Source organism: uncultured Veillonella sp. (assembly GCF_937981445.1).
In the GTDB taxonomy this organism is placed as follows: Bacteria; Bacillota; Negativicutes; order Veillonellales; family Veillonellaceae; genus Veillonella_A.
Genome location: NZ_CALJON010000041.1, coordinates 1 through 25782, shown reverse-complemented (window position 1 = coordinate 25782; position 25782 = coordinate 1). Strand labels below are relative to the sequence as shown.

Annotated in this window: 14 protein-coding genes; 3 read left to right on the top strand and 11 right to left on the bottom strand. The window is 39.5% G+C overall.

Annotation, left to right across the window (positions count from 1 at the left end; genetic code table 11):
• Positions 1–36: 36 nt before the first annotated feature.
• The 7 genes from hemG to Q0376_RS06615 form a co-directional block, all read right to left on the bottom strand.
• Positions 37–1410 carry a protoporphyrinogen oxidase gene (gene hemG / locus Q0376_RS06645; RefSeq protein WP_298705538.1) on the bottom strand — a complete coding sequence of 458 codons (1374 nt, stop codon included), beginning with the start codon at positions 1408–1410 and terminating at the stop codon, positions 37–39.
• Positions 1410–2402 (bottom strand): ferrochelatase, encoded by a 993-nt coding sequence (gene hemH, locus Q0376_RS06640; protein ID WP_298705535.1) that lies wholly within the window; start codon positions 2400–2402, stop codon positions 1410–1412. Before hemH ends, hemG begins: the two co-directional genes overlap by 1 nt.
• Before the next feature lie 12 nt (positions 2403–2414).
• Positions 2415–3443: a uroporphyrinogen decarboxylase gene (gene hemE, locus Q0376_RS06635; protein WP_298705532.1), complete on the bottom strand. Its 1029-nt coding sequence runs from the start codon at positions 3441–3443 to the stop codon at positions 2415–2417.
• Between the two features lie 245 nt (positions 3444–3688).
• On the bottom strand, positions 3689–4108 hold the full coding sequence (locus Q0376_RS06630; RefSeq protein WP_298705529.1) for a DoxX family protein: 420 nt from the start codon (positions 4106–4108) through the stop codon (positions 3689–3691).
• A gap of 80 nt (positions 4109–4188) precedes the next feature.
• Complete coding sequence (locus Q0376_RS06625; RefSeq protein WP_298705526.1) at positions 4189–4830, bottom strand: hypothetical protein; 642 nt, start codon at positions 4828–4830, stop codon at positions 4189–4191.
• Between the two features lie 40 nt (positions 4831–4870).
• A complete protein-coding gene (locus Q0376_RS06620) occupies positions 4871–6544 on the bottom strand; it encodes a glutamine--tRNA ligase/YqeY domain fusion protein (RefSeq protein WP_298705523.1) in 1674 nt (557 codons plus the stop codon).
• Positions 6545–6751: 207 nt separating this feature from the next.
• Positions 6752–7735 carry a D-glycerate dehydrogenase gene (locus Q0376_RS06615; RefSeq protein WP_298705520.1) on the bottom strand — a complete coding sequence of 328 codons (984 nt, stop codon included), beginning with the start codon at positions 7733–7735 and terminating at the stop codon, positions 6752–6754.
• A 375-nt stretch (positions 7736–8110) separates the two neighbouring features.
• Between Q0376_RS06615 and Q0376_RS06610 the strand changes: the two genes are divergently transcribed.
• Both Q0376_RS06610 and Q0376_RS06605 read left to right on the top strand, forming a co-directional pair.
• On the top strand, positions 8111–8515 hold the full coding sequence (locus tag Q0376_RS06610) for a hypothetical protein (protein ID WP_298705516.1): 405 nt from the start codon (positions 8111–8113) through the stop codon (positions 8513–8515).
• A gap of 10 nt (positions 8516–8525) precedes the next feature.
• Positions 8526–9419, top strand: coding sequence for a fumarylacetoacetate hydrolase family protein (locus Q0376_RS06605; RefSeq protein ID WP_298705513.1), 894 nt, complete (start codon positions 8526–8528; stop codon positions 9417–9419).
• Positions 9420–9615: 196 nt separating this feature from the next.
• On the opposite strand, the gene Q0376_RS06600 is transcribed toward Q0376_RS06605, so the two are convergent.
• From Q0376_RS06600 to thrC, 4 genes are all read right to left on the bottom strand, one after another.
• Positions 9616–19233 (bottom strand): ESPR-type extended signal peptide-containing protein, encoded by a 9618-nt coding sequence (locus Q0376_RS06600; RefSeq protein ID WP_298705510.1) that lies wholly within the window; start codon positions 19231–19233, stop codon positions 9616–9618.
• Between the two features lie 514 nt (positions 19234–19747).
• Positions 19748–21172, bottom strand: coding sequence for a decarboxylating NADP(+)-dependent phosphogluconate dehydrogenase (gene gnd / locus Q0376_RS06595; RefSeq protein ID WP_298705507.1), 1425 nt, complete (start codon positions 21170–21172; stop codon positions 19748–19750).
• A gap of 142 nt (positions 21173–21314) precedes the next feature.
• On the bottom strand, positions 21315–22175 hold the full coding sequence (locus tag Q0376_RS06590; RefSeq protein WP_298705504.1) for a DMT family transporter: 861 nt from the start codon (positions 22173–22175) through the stop codon (positions 21315–21317).
• Between the two features lie 69 nt (positions 22176–22244).
• Entirely contained in the window at positions 22245–23744 is a 1500-nt protein-coding gene (thrC, locus tag Q0376_RS06585; RefSeq protein WP_298705501.1) for a threonine synthase, read from the bottom strand.
• A 624-nt stretch (positions 23745–24368) separates the two neighbouring features.
• Here thrC and Q0376_RS06580 point away from each other — a divergent pair.
• Positions 24369–25331, top strand: a complete 963-nt coding sequence (locus tag Q0376_RS06580) for an Abi family protein (RefSeq protein WP_298705498.1) — start codon at positions 24369–24371, stop codon at positions 25329–25331.
• The last annotated feature ends 451 nt before the right edge of the window (positions 25332–25782 follow it).

Sequence of the window (25782 nt, the reverse complement as noted above, 5' to 3'; positions counted from 1 at the left end):
TGTAATTTAGCTATTTATAATTTAGCTATTTGTAAATTATCGATTTGAAAATTGTTTATCTACTAAAGTCTTAGCTTGACGAACTCCATCAGGCATGCCCACACCATCAAATGGTGTGCCAATCATATGAAGCCCTGGATAAGCCTTATTGGCATAAGCAGTCAAACGAGCAATCATATCACGGTGCCCCACTTTGTATTGTGGCATGCTCTTATTTAAACGAGTTAACTCAGTCCATAACGGCTTAGCCGTGAAATTCATAATCTTTTGAATTTCTTCTAAAGCCAGCTCTTTTAAGGACTCCTCATCTAAGCGCTGTACTGTATCGTCCCCTGGTTTCCCCATGAACACGCGAAGTACTACGCGGTCTTCTGGCGTAGTTTGAGGCCATTTCACACTAATATAGGTGCAAGCCGTTAGTGGTGTTTTACATTTGCGCGTAATAACAAAGCCCGTTCCATTAAGCGGAGCATCAAAACTAGCGCGGTCAAACCCCATAATAGCAATAGCACAAGACGATAAGTCCATGGAAATCAATTCGTTAAACTTAGAATCCTCCTTAAACCATGCGCCATAGCTCTGCGGTGGTGTTGTAATGATGAGTTCATTATAAGGCGTCATCACCGTGCCACCTAAAACATACCCAGCCGCCACCTTTTCAATAGAGGTAACATCTGTATTCTTATACAAAGTTACATTAGATGGCATTTGGGCTACTAAGGCATCAATAATAGACTCTAAGCCACCAGTCAATTGACGGAACTGACCACTTGGCTTCGTGCCACTAGCACCACGCTGTTTGCGTGCTGCTAACATGCCTTTTACCATATTCCCGTATTTTCGTTCCATACTATGAAATTCTGGGAATGTCGCATCTAAGCTTAATTCATAAATATTGCCCCCATAAATCCCCGACAACAAGGGCTCAATCAGTTTATCCATCATTTCATTACCTAAATGGTAACGGAAAAATTCTCCAATGGACACATCCCCATCAGTAGGATAGGGGCTTTTAAAATAATCCTGCATAGCGCGGAATTTACCAGGCCAAGAAAGCAAGGTCGATTTGGCAAATGGCACGAACTCCGTAGGAATACCTACAATAGCACCGCCGGGAATCGGGAACATGCGATTATCATTATAAATAAAAGCCTGTCCTGTTGCATTGGTTACAATCGTTTCACCAAGCCCCAACTCATTGATTAAATCCGTCATGGCCTGCTTGCGCGCCAAATACGAATCAGGACCTACTTCCACTACATAGCCATCAACGCGCTTCGTTTTAATCTTGCCACCAAAACGGCTTTCTTTTTCATATACATCGATTTGCCAGGATGGCTGTGCTTGACCTAAATAGTAAGCCGTAGATAGGCCGGTCAGACCGCCACCAATTATTGCTACTCGATTCATCACTTCACCTCATTATTCCTTGCTAATCGCCGCACTGCCTGCGTCATGGCCTTTACAAATAAAGGATCCCCATTCGGCATAGCAACGCGTATATACTGCACGCCTAAGTCTTCGCAAAGAGTACGGCACACAATATCATTGTCATATAAAATTTCTAAATGATCACAAACAAAGCCAATTGGTACATAAATAATGGATGTCACCTTAGATGCTACCTCTTCCGTAACAGTTTCCACATTTGGCGTTAACCAATCACCTCGTACGCCAGCACTTTGCCAAGCCATATGATATTCACCCACTCCAGCCCGTTCAGCAATACGCTGGGCTGTAGCCTCTACCATTTGCGGATACGTATCACCCATGTGAATCACATGGTATGGCAAACTATGGGCCGTAAAAATGATAGCTGTGTCAGCTAAATTCACATTAGCTACGGCCCCTTGCAAGGCTTTCGCCCAATATTCAATAAATTCAGGCTCTTCATTCCAGGCCTGCACTTGATGAATTGTCATACCATAACGTCGTGCCCGTCGCTCAGCACGCTCAAAATACGCCGCCGTAGCAAACAAGGAAAAATACGGTGCCATAACAATGGCCACAGCTTCAGTAATTCCGGCATCAGCCATTTCTGATACAGCATCTTCAATAGTTGGCGCTATATGCTTATGACCAATGAATAATTCATACACCACATCCGAATTAGCCTCATCAAACAAAGCCTCGCCTGAAGCAACATCAGCCATAGTCTTATGAGTGGCAACCTCATGAAGGCTCACCCCATTCAATTGCTTGACTAATTCCTGCGCTTGACATTCAGTCAATTTTGCTAATGGAGACAGACCACCAATAGCGGCATAGCGCGCTTTTAATGTGCGGACTTCGTCCTCAGTCGGGGGATAGCCACGACGAATATTCGTATAATATGACAAAATATCCGCTTCACAGCGTGGGGTGCCATAGGCCATAACTAAAAGACCCACTCTTCGTTTCATAGGGCCCTCCATCTATTTACTCGTTACCGTATGAACATACTCAACAATACGCTTCAATACATCGGGATTAGCCTCAGGCACTACGCCATGACCTAAATTAAAGATATGAGCCCCATGAGCCTTGCCTTCTGCTAAAATACGATCAATTTCGCCTTGAATGACGGACCACGGAGCAAATAAATAGGATGGGTCCAAATTGCCCTGTACAATTTGCTTAATCCCCATCTCGGTAGCCTCACTAATAGGCACTCGCCAATCGAGTCCAATCACATCAAGAGGTAAGTCCTTCCAAAGTGGAAGTAAATGATACGTCCCCACCCCAAACATAGTAATCGGCGTTGTAGGATGCAATATTTTTAAGGAACTAATTAAGCGATGCATAAATGGATAAATCCGCGCTTTATATTCTAAGGCGCTCACTGCGCCTACCCAGGAATCAAAAATCTGCACCGCCCTAGCACCAGCCTTGATTTGAGCGTCTAAATAAGTAATGCTCATATCCGTTAACTTTTCCATGAGCGCATCCCAAAGATCTGGTGATGACACCAACATTTGACGCGTCTTTTGATAATTCTTTGACGGGCCCCCTTCAATCATATAGCTCGCTAATGTAAACGGGGCGCCACAAAAACCAATCAAAGGCACTTGTAATTGCTCTTGAGTTAAAATGCGGATTGTTTCTAAAATATGCGGTAAGGACTCTTCTGGCTCCAAGGGACGAAGCGCTTCAATGTCCTTCAGAGTTCGAATGGGATTGTCAATTACCGGCCCTACACCAGGCTTAAGCTCCACATGCACACCAATAGGCTGCAAAGGGGTCATAATATCCTTGTATAAAATGGCGGCATCCACATTATATTCTTCTACTGGTAAACGTGTAATGTACGCACACAGCTCCGGTTGCTGCGTAATTTCAAATAAAGAATACTTCTCTTTAATACGGCGATATTCTGCTTGACTCCGACCTGCTTGGCGCATAAACCACACCGGGCAGTGGGACGTAGTATCCCCTTGGATAGTTTTTAAATATGTCATATTCATTAATGTGTCTTCTTTCTACTAGATTCTAGTCATATACTTAAGTTTACCATTTTATGAGCATAAATGAAAACATTTTTATACAATTTACTGAGTTTTGAGTAAGTATTTTTTATAAATCAATAAAAAATATAAGACTATGGTCGAACACATTTGAAAACTGTGTGATTTGACCATAGTCTTTTAAAATTTATTTACCTATTAATTTAATCCGCCATGCCTGTATCTGCAAAATGCATGCCGATGTTTTACCGTTTTTTAGTAAACACCGCATCAATGCTATACCGCCCAGGCCCAGCAATGAAGAGCAAGATGGCACCAAACATCATCTGCGATGGATAGTCCCATTTAAAGAAGCCCGCATCAAGGGCCGCCAAGGTAGCCACTAGTAAGGTGCCAATAATCATAAGGGCTCCTAAGCGACTTAAGAAGCCAATGATTAGTAAAAAGCCCCCAATCATTTCAAAGGCCGCCGCCAAAGTCCCTAGTAATAGGAATCCATCAGGCACACCAAATTGTGCCAAGGTCGAACCAATGGCATATAATGTCTTGCTGCCACCAGCAAATTTAAAATATCCATGGGCCATCATAGAAGCGCCAAATACAAGGCGATAGAAGAAAAGCCCGGCATCCTGATAGCGGAATAAATTATAGAATAATATGTTCATACAAATATCCTCGACGTAACCAAGCTACAAGTTAATTATTTATACACTTTAGCAAAGTCCTTAACCTTGCTACAAGCTAGTTATTTATACACTTTAGCAAAGTCTTTAACCTTAGCCCAAAGCAAACTATCATCAGCACTGCCAAGGCCAATCACGCGAATGCAAGTACCAAAGTATAGATTTTCATACACTACAATATGCAATGTATCAGAATAAATTTTATTACTTTCGATGGTGTCCATACGAATCACGCCTTCATAGGTACCATTTTTCTGCGCCGTCAAAGGGGTAACCACAACATATGGATGCTCCACATTGGCACCATTCGCATTAATAAATTCTGCTACGTCCTTTACATACGTTGGGCTCTCAGACTTCTTACTTTTTAGCGAAATCATTGGCATCGATCCCTTAATGCCCATGCGCTCAAGGCCTGCTTCGCCTAAGCGAATATCAGCCACAACGCCATAACGGAACTCATTATTATCTTTATAGCGCAATTGATATACATCAGTAGATAAGACGCCAAGATTTAATAAATACGAGCTAATCGCTTCTTTATTAGTCAATACAGAGCTTGGTGCTCCCTCTTGTAGCGTAATGCCCGCTGGCACCTTAATAGATTTAATATCTACGACTTTGTTATTTGCTGCGAAGGTAGTCGTATTAAGCCCCAACGCCATAGCAACTAATAAAGTGGCGCCCCACATTTTATAGTTCATGCTTACACTCCTTTAACTCATCAGCTTATATTGGCTTTTATTAGCCTTTTTTCTGCATTTTAGCCCAACTATCACGAAGACCAACGATGCGGTTCATTACGATATGATCAGCAGTGCTATCTTTATCTGTTACGAAATACCCTTGACGCAAGAATTGGAAACGATCGCCCACTTGAGTATCTTTAAAGGCTGGCTCACCTTTACCATGATGGATTGTCAAGGAATTAGGATTTAATTGTTCTAAGAAGTCTTTGCCGGCATTTTCTTCGTCTTCTGTATTTAATAAATAATCATATAGACGAAGTTCCATATCCACTGCTGTAGACGCTTCTACCCAATGTAATGTCCCTTTTACTTTACGAGTGCAGCCACTGCCACTCTTCGTTCCTGGGTCATAGGTACAATGGATTTCCTTAATAGAACCATCTTCATTTTTAATTACTTCATTACACATAACAATGTAAGCGCCTTTTAAGCGAACTTCCTTCCCTGGTGTCATACGGAAGAATTTCTTCACTGGCACTTCCATAAAATCGTTTTGTTCAATATAAATTTCACGACCAAATGGCACTTCACGAGTTCCCATGTCTTCATTTTCAGGATTATTTTCAATAGTTACCATTTCAATTTGACCTTCTGGATAGTTAGTGATAACCACTTTAACAGGGTCAATAACCGCCATTTGACGAGGTGCTTTTAATTTTAAATCTTCGCGAATACAGAATTCCAATAGCGCAATATCTACAACGCTATCAGCTTTGGCGACGCCAATGCGTTGGCAGAAATCACGAATAGATTCTGGTGTATAACCACGACGGCGAAGGCCAGAAATCGTTGGCATACGAGGATCATCCCAGCCACTTACTAGCTTTTTCTCTACTAGCTGACGAAGCTTACGTTTACTCATTACCATATTAGTAATATTCAAACGGGCAAATTCAATCTGTTGTGGCTTTTCTGTATCAGGCCATTCTTCAAGAACCCAATCATAAAGTGGACGATGCACTTCGAACTCTAGCGTACATACAGAATGGGTAATGCGCTCAATAGCATCTTCTACAGGATGCGCATAATCATACATTGGATAAATGCACCATTTGTCGCCTGTGCGATGGTGGTCTGTGTGAAGAATACGATATAACACAGGGTCACGCATGACAATATTAGGAGATGCCATGTCGATTTTAGCGCGAAGCACCTTTTCCCCGTCCTTGTATTTACCTTCCTTCATTTCTTCAAATAAGCGAAGATTTTCCTCTACCGAGCGATTGCGATAAGGGCTTTCTGTACCTGGTGTGGAAAAATCACCACGAGTATTTTTAATCTCTTCTGGTGTTTGATCATCTACATATGCACGGCCTTTTTTGATGAGCTCTTTGGCGTATTCATACATAGTGTCAAAATAATCAGACGCAAAGTACTCTCGGTCTTCCCAATCAAAGCCGAGCCATTTCACATCTTCTTCAATGGAATTTACATATTCCACATCTTCCTTAACAGGATTTGTATCATCAAAACGAAGATTCGTTAAGCCTTTGTAATCTGCCCCTAAACCAAAGTTCAAGCAAATGGATTTCGCATGGCCAATATGTAAATAGCCATTTGGTTCTGGCGGAAAGCGTGTATGTACGCGCTTGCCATACTTGCCTTCTTCATTGTCTTTATTAATAATGGACTCTATAAAATTAACGGTTTCATTATTTGGTGTTTCCACGAATAATCATCCTTCCTTTATTTACTCTTATCCGATTATTTTACCATAATTGGATAGATTTTTCATCTCATTAAGGGCACAAACGCGTTGCAATCATTCAGCATCTGTTTAATTATTCAGATTCTTTGTAATTATTTAGCCTCTTTGCAATCTTTTAGTTGCTTTGCAATCATTTAACTGTTTTGCAATCATTTACCTGCTTTACAATTATTCAGCGTCTTTATAATTTACTTCAGGGTTAACACAAGTTTTAAGCGGTTTTTCCTGCAAGCCTAGTAAAATATTGTCTGCTGTGAGCATCGCCATATCGCGACGGGTGCGGTCTGTATAAGACCCAATATGAGGCACCACTAGCACCTTACCAGTTTCAAATAATGGATGATCTGCTGGCAATGGTTCCGGATCAGTCACGTCGAGGGCTGCATAGTCGATTTCCCCTTCATTAAGGGCCCAAACTAAGGCATCAGTATCTACAATTTTGCCCCGTCCTACATTGACAAATAGGGCTTCTTTTTTCATTTTTTTAAAGGCTTCTTTATCCATCATATGGTAGGTGGAATCAGTAAGTGGCGCCATCACAAGAACTACATCACTTTCCTTCAACAATTTGTCAAAAGAAACATATGTAGTCATATATAAACTGTCATCATTGCGTGGGTGACGATTGTTATAAAGCACAGTCATACCAAAGGCGCGAGCGCGGCGTGAAATGGACACACCAATTTTACCCATGCCAATAATCCCTAATGTCATACGGCTCAAATCATGGCCTTTAATTGGCGCCTCGCCTTGAGCCCAACGGCCACTTCTTACAAAGGCTTCATTTTCTAAAATTCGACGACTTGCTGTAGCCACTAACGTAAAAGCCAATTCAGCTACCGTTTCAGTGAGCACATCAGGCGTATTGCCATAAGGGATATTGCGGGCCGTTAAGTCTGCAATATTAATATTGTCATAGCCAACCGATGCTTGGGCAATTACCTTTAACTTTGATGCCTTCGCAATTAAATCGGCATCTACAGTCACACCATTAACAGACCAAAGTGCATCAGCCTCTTGAAGCCATTCCTTTAATAAATCCCGCGGCATAACACCTGGTTTATCCCATTGCTTAATGGTCACATGTTCACCTAAATACGCTAATGCATCTTTTCTTGCAAATCCTGGTACTACCACAACTGGTTTACTCATACTATATCCTCCTCACCTATAAGCGCGATTCAAAAACAGCGCTTAAGTTCATGTATGTAAATGACTCTTATAACACATCATTATATGTTATTATATGCTGATTTTATTATATCATTAAATGAATGCTTGTTCCCTAGAAATTTTAAGTTTTATCCCCTACTTGTAAAAGAATGTCAAAATATATCATTTATACTCATGTATTTTTATTCTCAATACAATGAATAGCTTTATCATTTTATTGTTTTATGTTATAGTTAAATTAAATAATAGTCAGAAACTCATAAGGAAATTGCAAAAACGATATACATAAAATTGCAAATAAAATTGCAAACTTAATAAATCAAAACAAGTTATTTTTGAAACGAGGCTCCTATTATGGCAATCATCGACTCACTACCAGAAAAAGAGGTAACTCTTCGCGAATTTAAAACAGCGTTAAACAAGATTATGGCTGATTACGATACGAGCAATCCTGTTACCATTACAATCAGTGAAAAAGGTACGAAAAAGACCTTTTCCTTAGTGCCCAAACGCATGCGCCGCCGCTCCAATGGCGAAGCCTTTACGATTAAAGAAATTCCATTTAGCGATTTAGAGGCCACCAAAGAGCCGGGCACATATATTGCTATTGACACCTTTAATATTGCAGAAAATACACCGATTCCTTTTGTGTACGGCCTGTATATTGACTTTGATTTAGAACGAGACCTGCGCTTTTTCAATGATCGAGAAAGCTGCGAAAAATGGCTGAGCAAGAAAATTAAATTATTAGAGAAATGAGGGACAGCGAATGAAAATTGCAACATTTACAGCACCTAGTGGCTTTAAACAATGGGGCGTTATTGACGACGAATCGCAAACTATATTAGGCAGTGCTGATTTAGAGGAAGCCTATTTTACCTTTTTACCTGAAACTATTGAAGAGCTAGTAACCTTGGGGGACGAAGGTGTCCTAGCCCTCGCTACGGCTTTAGAGAAGCATAAGGAATCACCCGTAGCTGTACCATATCATCTTCAAGACGTAGTCCTTGAAGCACCAATCCGACCACATCGCAATATTATTTGCGTAGGCAAAAACTACCGTGAGCATGTGGCCGAATTTGATAAATCAGCACAAGAACCAGAACATCCTGTGTTCTTCACGAAACTTCCTAGTGCTGTTATCGGTCCTAAACAAACTATCCCACTCCATCCGAATGCTACTTCCATGGTGGACTATGAAGGGGAATTGGCTATTATCATTGGCAAACGAGGCTCTCAAATCCCTGAAGACGAAGTGTTTGAACACATTTTTGGTTACACTATCCTCAATGATGTAACAGCACGCGATTTACAATGCCGTCATGAGCAATGGTTCCTAGGTAAAAGCTTAGATGGCTTTGCGCCTATGGGACCGGCCATTTTAATCGGCGACAAACAGCCAAAACATTTCGAAGTACGCACCTATGTAAATAGCGAGCTTCGTCAGTCTGGCTCTACGGAAGATTTAATTTTCTCCATCCCTAAACTCGTTAGCACCTTGAGCCAAGGCATTACCTTAGAACCTGGCGATATTATCTCCACCGGTACTCCATCAGGTGTAGGCATCGGCTTTAATCCACCACGCCTATTAAACGAAGATGATTTAGTGTCCATTACCATTGAAGGCATTGGCACCTTGGAAAATCCTGTGGGCTATAGATAAAATTATAGAGCTAGAGAAAATAAAAGCTGTAGGCAAAAAAAATGCCATGTGTACCTAATCGTTTAAACTCAAATCATATAAAAAGAAGCGACTCCCGAAGGAGTCGCTCTTTTATTTACCTGTATAACCATGTGTATGTTAGCTTAACACTTAGGCTACCTTAGTATGTGATTTAGTCTAGCATATAAACCTTAGCTTATTTTGCGGAGTTTTGTACTAGTGTATTTACTAATTGAGTTAATTCCTCAATCTTAGCATTTTGGCTATCTACAACAGTTTGTAAATCTTTAATTTGTTGTGCCATTACTTTACGAGCTGGATAGTTTTCAGTTTCACCATCACCTACACGTAGAGTTACACCAGCATTAATCATGTTTTCACCGCCACCTAAAGATGTACCGATGCTAAACATAGTGTCGCCATTTGGACGATAGAACGCACCAAGAGCTACAGCATTAGCGCCACGGTAGTTACCTACACCAGCAGACACTTCCCATTTAGCTTCTGGGCTAAATTCTAATGGATGAAGTGCAGCCAAGGCAGCAGCACCAGCGCCTACACGGTCAACACGACGATCGAGTTTGCTAATGCGGTTAGACATTTGACCCATACCATTACCAACAGCATTAAGTGCGTTGTCTAATTGGCCTTTATTCACAGCATCAGTTGCATCTTTTGCATCACCAACACCTTGAACTCGGTTGCCACCCATATCAACTTTATCGCCTGTAACAACGACTTTGTCTTTGCCGTCTTCGCCTTTAATAGCAAGACCATCACTAGTAATTGTAGCACCGTCTTTGCCATCATTGCCTTTGACAGTGAGACCGTTATTGTTAATAGTTGTATTGCCTGTAGTTACGGAATTTAGGCCGGTAAGGTCTTTAGATAATTTAATATCTAAGCCATTTGTTGGGTTACCTTTATCATCTTTATGTGTTACAACACCAATATTGCCATCGGACAAGTTCTTAACGTCAGCACCACCATTGAGATGTAAGATTTCACCATTCTTCACAGTTACTTTCTTATCTGCGCCTTCGTCACCAGCAAATACACGGCTAGAATCTTTCACAGCTGTATCAATATTACTAATTTGTTCAGCAAGACCTTTTAATTGACCTTCTGTTGCGGCACGGTCAGGAACATAACCATTTGTTTCTGGATCCCAAGTTGTGTTATCAAGACCAGTAATGAATTGACCATTTTCTGATTTAGCCATCTTAGTGCCATCAAATTTTTCAGCCGTTACTTCTTGGTTACCCATAATAATTTGAGAACCTTCTTTACCAATAGTTACTTGACCATTCTTACCGTCAAGAGCTACTTGATTTGCACCTTCACCAGCTTTTACAGAAGCATCCTTACCATCAAGAGCTACTTTATTTACACCAGAACCAGCAGTAATTGTGCTATCACTACCCTTAATTTCTACTTGTTTAGCAGCATCTTTACCTAGTGTAATATCATCTTTAAGTGATACTTTATTACCTTCTACTTTGATATTATCACCAGCAGTTACTTTGCTAGCTTCAACTTTTTCACCAACAAGTTGGATTACATCACTAATATTAGCTACATTAGTATTATTGGTATTATCGCCTTCAACAATGCCACTACCTACATTGGTAATTTTCTTGTCACCCATATTGATGCCACCATTGTTAATTATGATGCCACCAATATTAGCACTAGTAAGACCCGTTAAGTTTTTGGCTAATTTAACGTTTAATGTGCCATTATCAGCAACAACACCAATGTTATTATCGCTAAGTAGGTCAGTAGCTGTTATGCCGCCTTTTACATTTACTTGGTTGTTAAGTTTAACACCAAAGACATCGCCAGCGTCACCACCGAATTTCAAACCATCATCCATAGTGGCTACTTCATGTTCAACATCACTACCTTCATCGGTATAAATGATACGAGTTGTGCCATTGCTACCATCTTTACCGTCTTTGCCATTTAAACCATCTTTGCCATCACGGACTTTTATAGTAGCACTTGTATCTTTACCTGGTTGACCATCTTCACCATTAACTCCTGGAGTACCGATGATTATGATACTACCTGCTTCACCTGGAGTATCTGGGGTATCTGGTTCTCCATTTTCACCTGGTTTGCCTGGTTTTGTCTCAGTACCAACAACTAAATCTTTACCCATCTTAATGTCATAAGTAGTTTTTCCATCTACAGTTTTAGCTGCAATTTCTAGACCGTGGTCTTTTTCATAATCGCCTAGCTTGTTTTCACCTGGTGTTACCGCTTGACCGTTTAAGGTAATAGCAGTATGATCACCGCTTACTGTATTAGTTACAGTCTCAATAGCTTTATCTAACTGCCCTTTATTAACAGCATCAGAGTCCTTTACACCATCGCCTACATTGGTAATTGTATTGCCGCCATTATCTAAACCATTTTCAGATAATTCAACAGTACCTGTAGTCTTAGGTGTAACAGAATCAACAGGATTACCATCTTTTGTATATGTATTAGAATCTTTGTCATATACAGCACCAGTTAAATCAATGTACCACTTACCATCTTCACCTTTTACAAGTGAGTTACCTTTGTCATCTTTAGCAGTTTCATTAAATTTAATACTACCATCAGCAAGGTTAATGTTCTTAGCAAGTTTTACATGTAAACCTGTAGCATTGCCTTCAGCATCAACGTCAGCTACTACAGCGATATTATCTTCGGTGAAATCTTTGGCACCGCCTTTAATATCTAATTGTTCATTAAGCTTCTTAGCAACAACTTTTGTATTACCATCATCGCCAGCAAATTTGAGGCCATCATCCATAGTAGCTACTTCATGTTCTTTATTATCTTCATCAGTGTAAACGATGCGAGTTACGCCATCTTTACCATCAAGACCATTAACGCCATCTTTTACTGAGATATTAGCACTTGTATCTTTACCTGGTTGACCATCTTCACCATTAACTCCTGGAGTACCGATGATTGTGATATTGCCTGGTTGTCCATTTTCACCGTCTTTACCTGGTGTACCGATTACTAGCTTATCACTTAGCTTGATGTCATAAATATTCTTACCATTAGTATCAGTTGTTACAGCTAAGGTTAAGTTGTTGTCAGTAGCAGTAGGATTGTCCTTCGTAAGCGTTTTACCGTTTAAGGTAATTTCAGTATGTCCACCAGCTGCTGTATTAGTAACTGCTTCAGCGACTGCCTGTAATTGTGCTACGTTGACTGCGTCAGTATCTTGTGTACCAGCGGCTACATTAGTGATTTGACGAGTAAGACCTTTAACAGCATCACCAACAGATACGGCAGCTAACTTAGATGTCCAAGTAGCACCTGCTTTGTCTGCATCAGATACGTTTTTACCAGTAGGAATATAGCCTAATACACCTTTATCAACAGTAGCTACCGATTCAGAGCCTAATGCTACGCCACCTGCTTTTTCAACATTCCCATTATGACCAATTACAGTAGCATCAGTTGCCGTTAATTCAGTTTGTGCGTCAGCAGAGCCAATCACGATACTATTATTCGCACCTGTTACCGTATGATTATCACCAAGAACAACTGCTGTTTTAGTACCTGTAATTTTGTTATTAATGCCAGCTACAGTTACATCAGAAACATTTTCTGCTTGGTTATTATAGCCCATAATGGAGTTATATTGGCTAATGTCTCTAGCTGTACCAGTTAAGGTATTGTTAACACCAATGATGGAGGATGCATGAGTATAATCTGCTTTATTACCGCCACCAATGGCAAGAGTTGCGCCGCCACTATTTACATCTTTTACATACTCTTTCATCTGCTCTTGTAATGCTTTTGCCGAATTAGCATTGATTGATGGGCCCAAAATTGGAATCGTACCAGGAATTATTGTTGAAGTTATAGAGTTTGTAATTTCATTGCCAGCCCCAAAAATTAATGCACCACTTGAATTTGCAGTTTTATTAGCAAAACCCACGATACCTGTTGCTAACCCAGATGAACTATCGCCTGTTGCAGATTCAATACTATTTAAGGAACCAACAATGGTAGCTCCAAAATTTTTACCTGCATCAACAGTATTACGACCACCAGCATAATTCCCCGAAGCAATGGAATAGGCACCAGTAATTGTAGAGAAAGAGCCATTATTAAAGCTATTCGTACCAATCGTTGTGGCATTGACGCCAACACCGGTAGCTTTTCGACCAGCTTCTGTAGTTGTATTTACAGTTACATCACCTATTTCGCCAATATACTTATGGGTACCCACCATCAAGCTCCCAGACCGTGCATAGGAGTTTTCACCAATAGCAATACCAGCCGCCACTTTCGAAGGATCTGTAGGAATACGTGCTGTCGAGAACGCCCCTCCACTAAATGTAGTTTGGCCAAGAGCAAAGATAGCTTCTTGTTGACCAGCCATATTTTCAACAAATACATTTTGGCCTATAGAAATACCAGCACTTTGGTCTGCATAGTTGTCAATCTTCGCTGCATTACCAATAGCAATGTCGCCACTACCTTTACCACCATTACTATCCTTAATCGTAGCATTATTACCGACAGCCACACTATTGTGAGCATCTGCTCTAGCACTTACACCAGCGGCTAACGCATTATTGCCTGTAGCACCGTCATTATAGTAATTGTTAGCCGGATTTTCAGGACCATTTACACTGTAGTAATGGATTTTACTGTTATTAACATCACCTATAGTAGCAATATTATCAATTACAATTGGATTGCCTTCATTTAAGTTCAAGGTCAATGTATTGTTTGTAATGTTACCACTTGTAATGTAACGATCTTTTAAGCCTGTAATTTCAACTTTACCATTATTAGTGTCAGTTAAAGTTAATGTACCATTAGAACCATCATATGTTACATTACCACTTGCAATCTTCGTATCTGTATCAGTAGCTGCCACTGTATATATAGTGGAGCCATCTTCAGCAGTACTTGGTGTTACAGTTACATTTGTACCTTGTGCAACAGACACTTTCGCTGCTTTCAATTGAGCTACGCTGACTGCATCAGTATCTTGTGTACCAGCTGCGACGCCTGTAATTTGACGCGTTGCTGTAGCTGCAGCACCAGCAACCGGAGTGCCTACGGATACAGAACCTAATGTAGAAGTCCAAGTAGGTGTTGCTTTATTAATGTTTGTAGCACCTGAAGGAACATAACCTTCTACACCTTTATCTATATTCGCAATGGAATTAGAGCCCAATGCTACGCCATCATTTACTTCAGCATTAGCGTTATACCCCATAACGACTACATTTTGAGCTGTAGTTGTAAGTGTTGTATCTGCTGCTGCACGAAGTGTTGGATTAGCAGTTTTATTAGCTGTACCTAAAATAATACTGTTATCAGAACCTGCTACAGTACGATTATCCCCCATGAGGATTGTGCCATCAGTCTCTGAAATGGCATTATCATTACCCATACTAATCAATTTAGAGGATGTTTCAATCGTATTATTACTACCTGTAGCTGTTACAAAATCTACATTCTTTGCGGTATTTTCAAAACCGGTAATGGCATTATGCTGACTAATATCGCTAGACGTACCAGTTACAGTATTGTTAACCCCTATAATAGCGGTTCGTTGTGTATAGTCCGCTACGTTGCCGCCACCAAAGGCCATAGTAGCACCACCACTCTTACTGCTGCGAATAGTTTTTTGCAATGTATCAACCATTGCATCAACAGATTTTGCACCAGAAGTTGGAGGATTAATTGGTGTAATAGAATTAGAAATCTTATTACCTGCACCATATACAAGGGAACCATTGGTATTATCTGTAATGTTAGCAACACCGGTGATTGTATTAGCTACACCTTGAGCGGACGCTCCGAGAGGGACCCCAAAGAACTCAGTTATGGTTTCATTAGAGCGAATACTATTCAAAGACCCCAATACAGTAGCACCAAAGTTTTGTGCACCATACGCCATAGTATTCTTACGGCCAGATCCATCAAAACTGCCAGTAGCAATGGAGTAAGAACCTAACATGGTAGAGAATAAACCTTTAGCATAGGTATTAGTACCTAAAGCTGTTTGATTTACATGGAAACCAATCGCATCATTGCCTGCTACTTGCTTACCACCCATGAGACCGTTATAAGTACGACCACCAATGTCGATGGAGCCTGTACGGCCTTTAGCATTAACGCCCATAGCAATACCAGTAGCTACACGACTGCGGTCAGTTGGGTTATCATAACCACCAGCACCGCCCTTTGGCCAGTTATCTGGATCAAAGCCAAGTTTTGCTTCTTGTTCACCACCGCCAGCAAATACACGGGCATTTTTACCAATTGCAATGTGCCCATCTAGTGCGATATTAGGGTCTACGCCAGCACCATCACCGATAATGACTGTGCTGTCACCACTGGTTCTAGTATTGCGGCCAATAACTACACCACCAGCACCGGCCATACTGTTGTTAAACCCAATTGCGATACTACCTTCACCACTAGCTGATACCTTAGGACCAATAGCGATTGCATTAGTACCAGAAGCACCTAAGTTATTTTTATTGCCAGTTTCAGTAGAATTTACAGAGAAATATTCAATCGGTTTTATTGCTGCTAAATCCGTTTTTGTTGCAATATCAGTAACTGTTAAAGCTTCACCAGCATTACGAGTCAATGTTAATGTGCCGTTTTCTAATTTAGCTGCTGTTACATATGTATCTTGTAGGCCTGTAATAGCAATATTTTCACCATTACTATCAGTTAATGTTAATGTACCTTTGCCATCAGTTGTGTATGTAACTGCACCCCTTGCCACTGTAGTATCTTTATCAATTGTATTAATTTTGTATACTGTACCACCATCAAGTGTAGCAGTAGATTCTACAGATTCAATATTTGTACCGCCTGTTACAGTTACTTTCGCTGCTTTTAGTTGGGCTACGTTAACTGCATCAGTAGCGTCTGTGCCAGCTGCTACATTAGTGATTTGACGAGTGCCTGCAGGTGTATCACCTTCAGCTGCATAACCTACAGATACGGCTCCTAATGTGGACTTCCAAGTAGCTGAGTCTAACGCTCCTGCATCAGTAGTAGCATCAGCTGCGGCTCTAGTTGTAGGAGTTGTTGCTGTACTTGCAACTACAGTTGGATTATAACCTTGTACAGAAGAATCAGTAGCTGCAATGGATTCAGAACCAAGAGCTACACCACCATTAATCGTTACATCAGTATTATAGCCGAGCATTACGGCATTGGAGATGTCTTTAGTGTGAGGTTTTTCTGCTACTCGTTCAGTAACTTTATATGTAGAATCAAAACCTAAAAACTCTGGATCTAAGCCTAAATCTAGCTCTGTTTCTTTTTCAACAAAACTTCTAGAACCAATGATAATGTTATGATTTCCACCTTCTACTGTATGATAATCACCTAATACAACATTATCTTCACCATTTTTAACAGTATTACTTGTACCAATTATCGTACTATAATTGAGATTTTCTCCAGTATTTGCAAATCCACTTACAGTATTATTGACGCTATATTTATCCTCTGCCCCTTTTAGAACATTACCATTACCTAAAAGCTGTGAGCGCCCTGTATAATCAGTTATATTGCCACTACCTACTACAGTTGTATCTCCACCAGCAGCTTTTACATAACTTTTCATGAAGCTAACTGCCTTATCAAAGGAAACTGGTTCTGGATCACCTTCATCAACATCACCAGAGTACACTTGTAGCCCCACAAATATACGACCTGCTAAATCATCTCCATTTATTGGAGTTCCATCATTTGATAAAACTACTGAATTTCCCTCAGAGTTTGTAACTTGATTCCCAGACCCATAAATTAGAGCTGATGATGCAGATTTTACTAAATTATATGAACCAGAAATATGAGTATTCGCCCCATCAACAGAGGTCCACGTTACTTCACTAGAATTATCTGATTCTATAACTTTATTTTGATGTCCATATATCGAGCCAAATGTTCCCGTTCCATTGCCAAACGACGAGCTATTGCCTATAACAAGTTGGTTATTTTCACCTGTTTTTGCTCTAGTCCCAATAGCTATACTTTGACCAGCACCTTTTCCATTTATAGCACCGTAACCTATGGCAATATTAGCAACTGACCAGTTCTCCACACCATTTTCAACATCCGCTGGAGTTAAGGAGCCAATAATAATAGAAGAAACACCATTACTTATATTTTGATTATCTCCCAAAACAATAGTGTCTCTTGCAACTGGGACCTTATTATTATTCCCAATAACTTTTACAGTATTATATGGCTTTCTAAAAGTATCATTACCACCTATTTGATTGCCTTTCCCTATAACAATATCAGATACCGTAGTCCGTGGAATGCCGTTATTAGTTCCTTCATCCCGCTTTGAAATTGTATTATTATCACCAAATACCAACTGGCGATTACTATTCGTTATTTTATTATTATCGCCAAATACTTTATTATCCTCAACAGTATATGAATCAGTGCTTGTAAGCATATTGCCATTACCAATCACTCTAGAGGATTTGCCTGTCTTTTCAATAGTACTACTACCAATAACTAAGCTATCTTCAGCTGCTGTGCTGGCATCAGGTCCAATAGCAATAGCATTATCAGCACTGGCACCTAAGTTATCTTTATTGCCATCAGCTGTTGAGTTAATAGACACATACTCAACACCACTGCCAGTACTACTAATATTAATTAAGTCAGCCACCTTATTTAATTGCGCAAGGTTTACCGCATCAGTGTCTTGTGTACCTGCAGCTACATTCGTGATTTGACGAGTGCCTGCTGGAACTATATTTCCTTGTTCATCTTTAGATTCTGCATAACCTACAGATACTGCGCCTAATGTAGATGTCCAAGTAGCATTTTTCTTATCGTCATCAGATACTGTTGTGTTAGTCGGAGCAGCACCTGCTACACCAGCTGCCACACTTGCCACAGAGTTAGAGCCAATAGCTACACCATCTGCTACCGAAGCATTGGCATTATAGCCTGCTACAACTGCATTAGATACTGTTGTATCTAATACGTTGCCTGCTTTGCCAGAGCCTAAAATAACATTGTTAGCCCCACCTGTAATGCTTCGGTAATCGCCTACAAGGGCATTGCCAGTAGCACTAGATACAGCATTGTTAGTACCAATTAAATATGTATTATCGGACTCTGTAACTGTATTTTTTGCACCTGAAATAAAATTATAACTACTAGATCCAGCCTCAGTCGTATCAGTAGTAGATCCTATTAATTTATTACTAACCCCAGTTACAGAAGAGAAACGTGCATTATCAACAGTATTAGCTCCGCCAATTACTAAAATTTGTCCACCACTGTCAGCTACTTTACTTGCTAATAGTTTCGCCAATTCCGCAGGCTTATCCAATAAAGGCGCCGCTTCAAAAGGATTAAGCGTTACATTTCCATAAGAATTTTCAACAGTATTCCCTGCGCCAAAAATCAACGATGCATTCGAATTTTTAGTCGCATTCGCTACGCCTACAATAGAGTTAGCCACACCATCAAAATTTTTATGCTGTGCATCAATGACGTTCATAGGACCATATATAGTAGCAGTTGCGCCTTGTGACGCAGATCCAGTACTAATGCTAGACCCAGCACCAGTTACTTCTGCAATCATTGCATTGCCGTTCATTGTAGCCGCCTGTGTCACACCACTCAATCCCGCACACAACGCCAATACAGAAAGAGCCACACCAATTCTTTGGCCTGACTGAGATTTTGTTGATGCTGATTTACTATTTCGTTTCGCTAATTCTGAAACAACTACATACGTGTTTTTTACCTTACTCCAAATGACTTTATAATGTCTATTCACCGGTAAAGCCTCCCTTGTTATACATACAATTTTGTTTCATATACATATTTCTAAATAAGACTAAATGCCTTATTTAATATAAACATAAACTAAACTAATCAATTTTCTTTTTATTTTATAGAATTGCCTCTCCCCTTCCATAAAACAAATATAGTATTATTTAATTTTATTGTATTCTGCTCATATAAATCATGTCAATAACACTTATCATGTTTTTGAATTATAATTTCATCATATACTCATGTAAATAAGACGGTTTTAACTTGAATTTCTGAATTTTTTCTATATAAATATATTTTATCTCACATTTTATTCATTCATGAAAAATATTTCACATTATTCGAACTGAATAATTCGTCCTCAATACGGGGACATCCTATTGATATACGGGCAATAATTTCATCTTAATTAATAGTTTTATTTAATAATATTACGTAATAAAAAAAGGCGCACTCTCATGAGTACGCCTCGTCGGTTTTTATGAAATTCTTAAGTCCTATTTTTTAGAAATAGCTTATTTACTTTCTGCTTCCCATTCTGTATGGAATACGCCTTCTTTATCAGTGCGTTCATATGTATGAGCACCGAAGAAGTCGCGTTGTGCCTGAATCATGTTCGCTGGAAGGCTGCCACGGCGATAGCTATCGAAATAGTCTAAGGACGCGGAGAACGCCGGTGTTGGAATGCCAAAGCGTTTGGCTTCGATAATGGCTTCACGCCATTTGGCTTGATGTTCCTGAATGGCTTCCGTGAAGAATGGATCTAACAATAAGTTAGACAATTCAGGATTGCGATCAAAGGCTTTTTTAATATCTTCTAAGAATACCGCACGGATAATGCAGCCACCACGCCATAAGAGGGCCATATCACCAAAGTTGATGTTCCAGTTATATTCTTTAGCCGCTGCTTTAATTAAGGCAAAGCCTTGTGCATAGGAACAAATTTTAGATGCATATAATGCGGAATGAATGGCATCAATGAAAGCTTTTTTATCGCCTTCGTAGGTTCCTTCAGGTCCTTTTAATACATCTGCTGCCACCACGCGTTCGTCTTTATACGCAGACATGCCACGAGCAAATACGGCTTCTGCAATAGTTGGAATTGGCACGCCAAGGTCAAGACCTTCCTGACTCGTCCATTTACCAGTACCTTTTTGGCCTGCTTTATCTAAAATAAGCTCAACTAATGGAGTGCCGGTTTCTTTGTCTTTTACTTTTAAAATCTTAGACGTAATTTCAATTAAATAGGAATCAAGAATGCCTTTGTTCCATTCAGCAAATACGTCTGCCATTTCATCATCGCTCATGTGAAGGATTTCTTTCATCATGAAATAGGCTTCAGAAATTAACTGCATATCGCCGTATTCAATGCCATTGTGAACCATTTTTACATAGTGACCAGCACCATCATTGCCTACATAGCTGCAGCATGGGCCATCGGTTACTTTTGCGGCAATAGCTGTAAAAATTGGCGCCAATTCATTGTAAGACGCTTCTGTGCCACCTGGCATCAAGCTAGGACCATTTAACGCCCCTTCTTCACCACCAGATACGCCTACGCCTAAGTAACGGAAGCCTTTAGCTTCAAGATCTTTGGCACGACGAATTGTGTCTTTAAAATATGAGTTACCACCATCAATTAAAGTATCCCCTTTATCCAAGTATGGTAAGAAGGCTTCAATCATATCATCTACAGGCTTACCTGCTTTAACTAAGAACATGATTTTGCGAGGTTTAGCTAACATGTTAACAAACTCTTCTGGTGTATGAGCACCACCAATAGTGCCTTCATGACCATAGTTTTTAACAAAATCGTCAGTCTTTTGTGGCGTACGATTATATACAGCAATGCTAAAACCATTGCGTGCTACATTGCGCGCCAAGTTCTGACCCATAACAGCTAAACCAACTAAACCAAATTCATATGTTTTATTTTCCATTCGTATCTCCTCTTCTGCAAATACATCTTGCGTTGTTTTTAGAGTATATATGTATTATATCATATTCTGAATCGCTCTCATACGAATCACTCTCATACGAATCGCGCTTACGCTCCTCCACCATGACGCATTACAAGCCATGCTAATTACGGCTCACATGATGTTGTTCTTTTAGGCGCCCAATCATCACTGACGCCACAAACATGAGCACCCCTGCTGCAATCGTCATCCACGAGAGCCATTCATTAAAGAGCATGAAGCCCCAGAAGGCATTAAAGAATACGCCAATATATTGTAAGAATTGCGCCACCACTGCATTCGTTGCCACGAAGGCGCCAGTCAAGAAAAATTGGGCAAACACGGATATACCGCCGATGATAAGGATTAAAATCCACTGTCTTGTGTCAGGCCATACAAAATCCTGCCACATAAAAATGCCCCCCACTACAATCATGGAGACCAAGAAGTAAAACATGATTTCATAAGGGCTATGATGGCCACTTTGACTGATTTGGCGAATCGTTGTATAGGCCGCCGCAGCAAACAATGCACCCCCAATGGCATATAAGGAATACCAGTGGAAGTCATTATAGGACCATGGCTTAATCATAATAATAACGGCCAATAAAATGACCCAAAGCCATTTGCCCGCACCATTAGGAATGGGCTCTTTTAAAATATAAGTGCTAAAGATAAACACAAAAATGCCCGATAATTGAAATAAAATTGACGCATCAGCCAATTGCATATAGGCGAGCGCCAAAAAGTTTAAGAAATTGCCAAGACCGCCGAACACGCCACGCATGACGAGCATGCCACGGTTCTCCGATGAGAAGGCGATCTTGTGCCACCCCATGTAGCCTAATACAGCTACTGTGCCAATAAGGCCGCGGAAGAAGGTGATTTCCGCAGCCGGCATACCTTGCCCTAGCATTTTTACAAAGGCATTCATAATACTGAGTAGTAATGCCGATGAAACTGCATAGAAAAAGGCTCTTTTCATTACATCACAACTTTCTAGTTTGGTTATACCTCAAAAGCTAGTTTAGCTATTTTCAACAAGCTAGCCGGGTTATTTCCCAAAAGTATCTACAAATTCTAAAATTTCTTTCCCCATAGCTTCTTTATCAATAGTTTTAGTGAAACGAAGTTCTTTGTCTTGTAGCTGTGCTAATTGTTTTGGAAATGCCACGCCTGTTACTGCTGAAATATGTTCTAAGCTGTCATATGGCGTTACCCCTTTTTCCAATTCCAAGGCTTCGCAAATAGCTGGCGGGAATTTAAATGGATGCGCCGTAGCTGCAATCACTGTATGGCGACCGCCATCTTCTGGATGCGCCTGTAATTCCTTCATGTACGCCCCCATGGCCACAGCTGTATGTGGATCCAGTAAATAGCCGTAGGAATTATACACTTGCTCAATAATCGCCTTAGTTTCTTCATCATTGACGAATTGACCACTGAAACTTTGTTGAATGCGCTGTAATTCCTCATCCGTAACAGATAATTTGCCATCCTTTTTAAGATCTGCCATGCGACTCTTAGTAAGGTCCGGATTTTGTCCGCTCATGTAGTATAAGAAGCGTTCAAAATTAGAGCTTTCTAAAATATCCATGGACGGTGAAATAGTCGTATAGAATGGTCGATTCATGTCATATGTGCCATTATGGAAGAAGTCAGTCAGCACATTATTGCGATTGGACGCACAGATAAGTTTACCAATAGGTACCCCCATCATTTTAGCAAAATAGGCTGCTAAAATATTGCCAAAATTCCCCGTTGGCACCACCACGTTGAAGGCTTCATCTTCATGAATCGCCCCTTGGCCCACTAATTCTTCATAGGCCGCTACATAATACACCACTTGTGGTATTAAACGTCCCACATTGATCGAATTAGCACTAGAGAAGCGAACGCCCTTAGCCCCTACTTTATCAGCCATGTCAGCATCAACAAAAAGACGTTTTAAAAATTGCTGCGCATCATCAAAATTACCGCGAATAGCCGTTACATTCACATTAGCTCCGTCTTGCTTTTGCATTTGTTCCTGCTGCATAGGACTCACCCCATCAGTAGGATAAAAGACTTGAATATGCGTACCTGGCACATCTTTAAAGCCTTCTAAGGCTGCTTTTCCAGTATCCCCAGAGGTAGCCGTCAAAATCAAGACTTCCTTATCTTCCCCTTCAGCCTCTTTGGCAGCTACTAATAAATAAGGAAATAAAGATAAAGCCATATCTTTAAAAGCCTGCGTGCGACCGTGGAATAACTCAAGCACCGACAAGCGTTCAATGAGTGAATGAATAGGCGCAATATCTGCAGTAGCAAAATTCTCCTTGCTATACGCAGCATGGATCATTTCCTTTAAATGCGCTTCTTCAAAAGATGGAAAAAACTTACTTAGCACAATATAGGCAATCTCTTGATAACTTTTATCAGCAATCATACTGTACGTAATCGAACGCTCAGGAAAACCAGCTGGCACATACAAACCGCCATCATTAGCCAACCCATGAAGCAAAGCATATGTTTCACTAACTTGTTGTACACTGCGAGTACTAGTATATTTCATCTCTCTATCCCTCATATTTCTATAAACTACGATTGTAAAACAATTCAATCTATGGTTCTACGGTCATAGATTATCATTTTATTATAACTAAAATGAAGAGAATTTTCTAGGTTGAGGCAAAATATTCTGTAAAGTGTGTTAAATGCAATTTTAGTTATTAGCATTGCTCTAATCTGCCCACCATGTATCTCTTCCAAAAATAATAAAAGATTGATAATATTATAAATATAACATTAGAATATATTTATGAGTTACTCTATAGAAAATATAAGTTTCTTTTATCATATTGTATAGGAGGATATTATTATGTTAAAAAAATTATTATTAGCCTTGATGAATGCTTATAAATAAATCATGCAATCAAATTTATCCGTCTACTATATATAGTATTTATATTTTTTTATCATACCATTTAAATTTACTTTTATACTTATTTTTCGATTTTTTATTCACATTTACACCTATATTTTTTCATATTTATTATTTTTCTGTATAAACTTACCGTTCAATGTATTGACTTTAACCACTGCAATTTACTATAATGAGGATAGCAAAAGAGTGTCGGTATCCCTACGGGGACCGATGCGGAGAAAAGCCTTCCTCATTCGAGGAGGGCTTTTTCTTTTGAAAGAATTCAAAACAATAGATCAACAAATTGAAATACTCTTGAATAGAGGATTAATTATAGATGATATAAATAAAGCAAAGGAATATTTGCTGACTCAAAATTACTATAATATCATTAATGGATATGGGAACTTCTTTCCTAGAGATAATCAAGATAACTATACCAACCATACTAATTTTAATGAAATTGCAAAATTATATTTATTTGAAAGAGATTTAAAAAAAGTATTGCTCAATGCAATACTTAGTACAGAAACACACTTAAAAGCAATATTCTCTCATAGATTCTCTGAAACCTTTTCAGATCTACCTTACCCATATTTAGACATTAACTGTTATGATGAAACTAAGCGATTACAAATAATTGAAACCATCTCTAAATTATCAAAAATATTAACAAAGCATAATTGTAACAAGTATAAAAACTCTAGTATATATCATTATATAAATACATACCAAAAAGTTCCTATGTGGGTTATATCTAACTATATTGAATTCGGAACATTTAGATATATGTTAGCAAACTCAAAAGAATCAGTACAAAATAGGGTAGCTAAAGATTGCTTAAACTTTATCAACGAGCATCTCCCAACCCCCGGACAATTCACTCCTGCCACAATGATTAGTTTTATAAAAAACATTCATGATATAAGAAATGTATGTGCCCATAACAATAGACTGATAGGGCATATTTGTCCTAGTGACGATCGTTATTGGGAACCACTTCATTCTAAATATAATTTAGAGCCTACAGATAATAGGAATAGTACATATACTGTGTTTTTATCTCTGCAATGTTTTTTGAGCAAAATAGAATATGCCGCATTACACAATTCAATATTAAAATTAACAAACAAACTATCAAAAAAATTAACATCTATCGAAATTAACAGTATACTATTAAAGCTAGGGTTTCCATCAGATTGGCATTTAAATACTAAAAAGATTATTACACAATAAAAAATCCCTCACCTGCGCCAACAGATGAGGAACAATCATACAGCACTTAGATTACCGTAATCTCAATAATTAACTTATAACACGCTCTAAGTTTCTTAACCATACCTATTTTAAGCAAGGAGCGTGTTTTTTATTATGTCCAAAAATACTATAATTTACTCTAGATACTCATCTAACCATCACCGAAATGAAAGGGTCAAAGAGTGCAACACATTTGCAAATAGAGAAAATATCAATATATTAAAAGTATATACAGACAAATTAATTAGCACCTTCATACGTCACGTAACTATTTATGACGACTACATAGAAATCGCCTATAATTACAAAAACGAACCGCCATTACTACTCGACAAGCAAATAGTTAGGGGTTCGTTTTCGAATCGTGTGGTGGATCACCAGGGGTTCGAACCCTGGACACCCTGATTAAGAGTCAGGTGCTCTGCCAGCT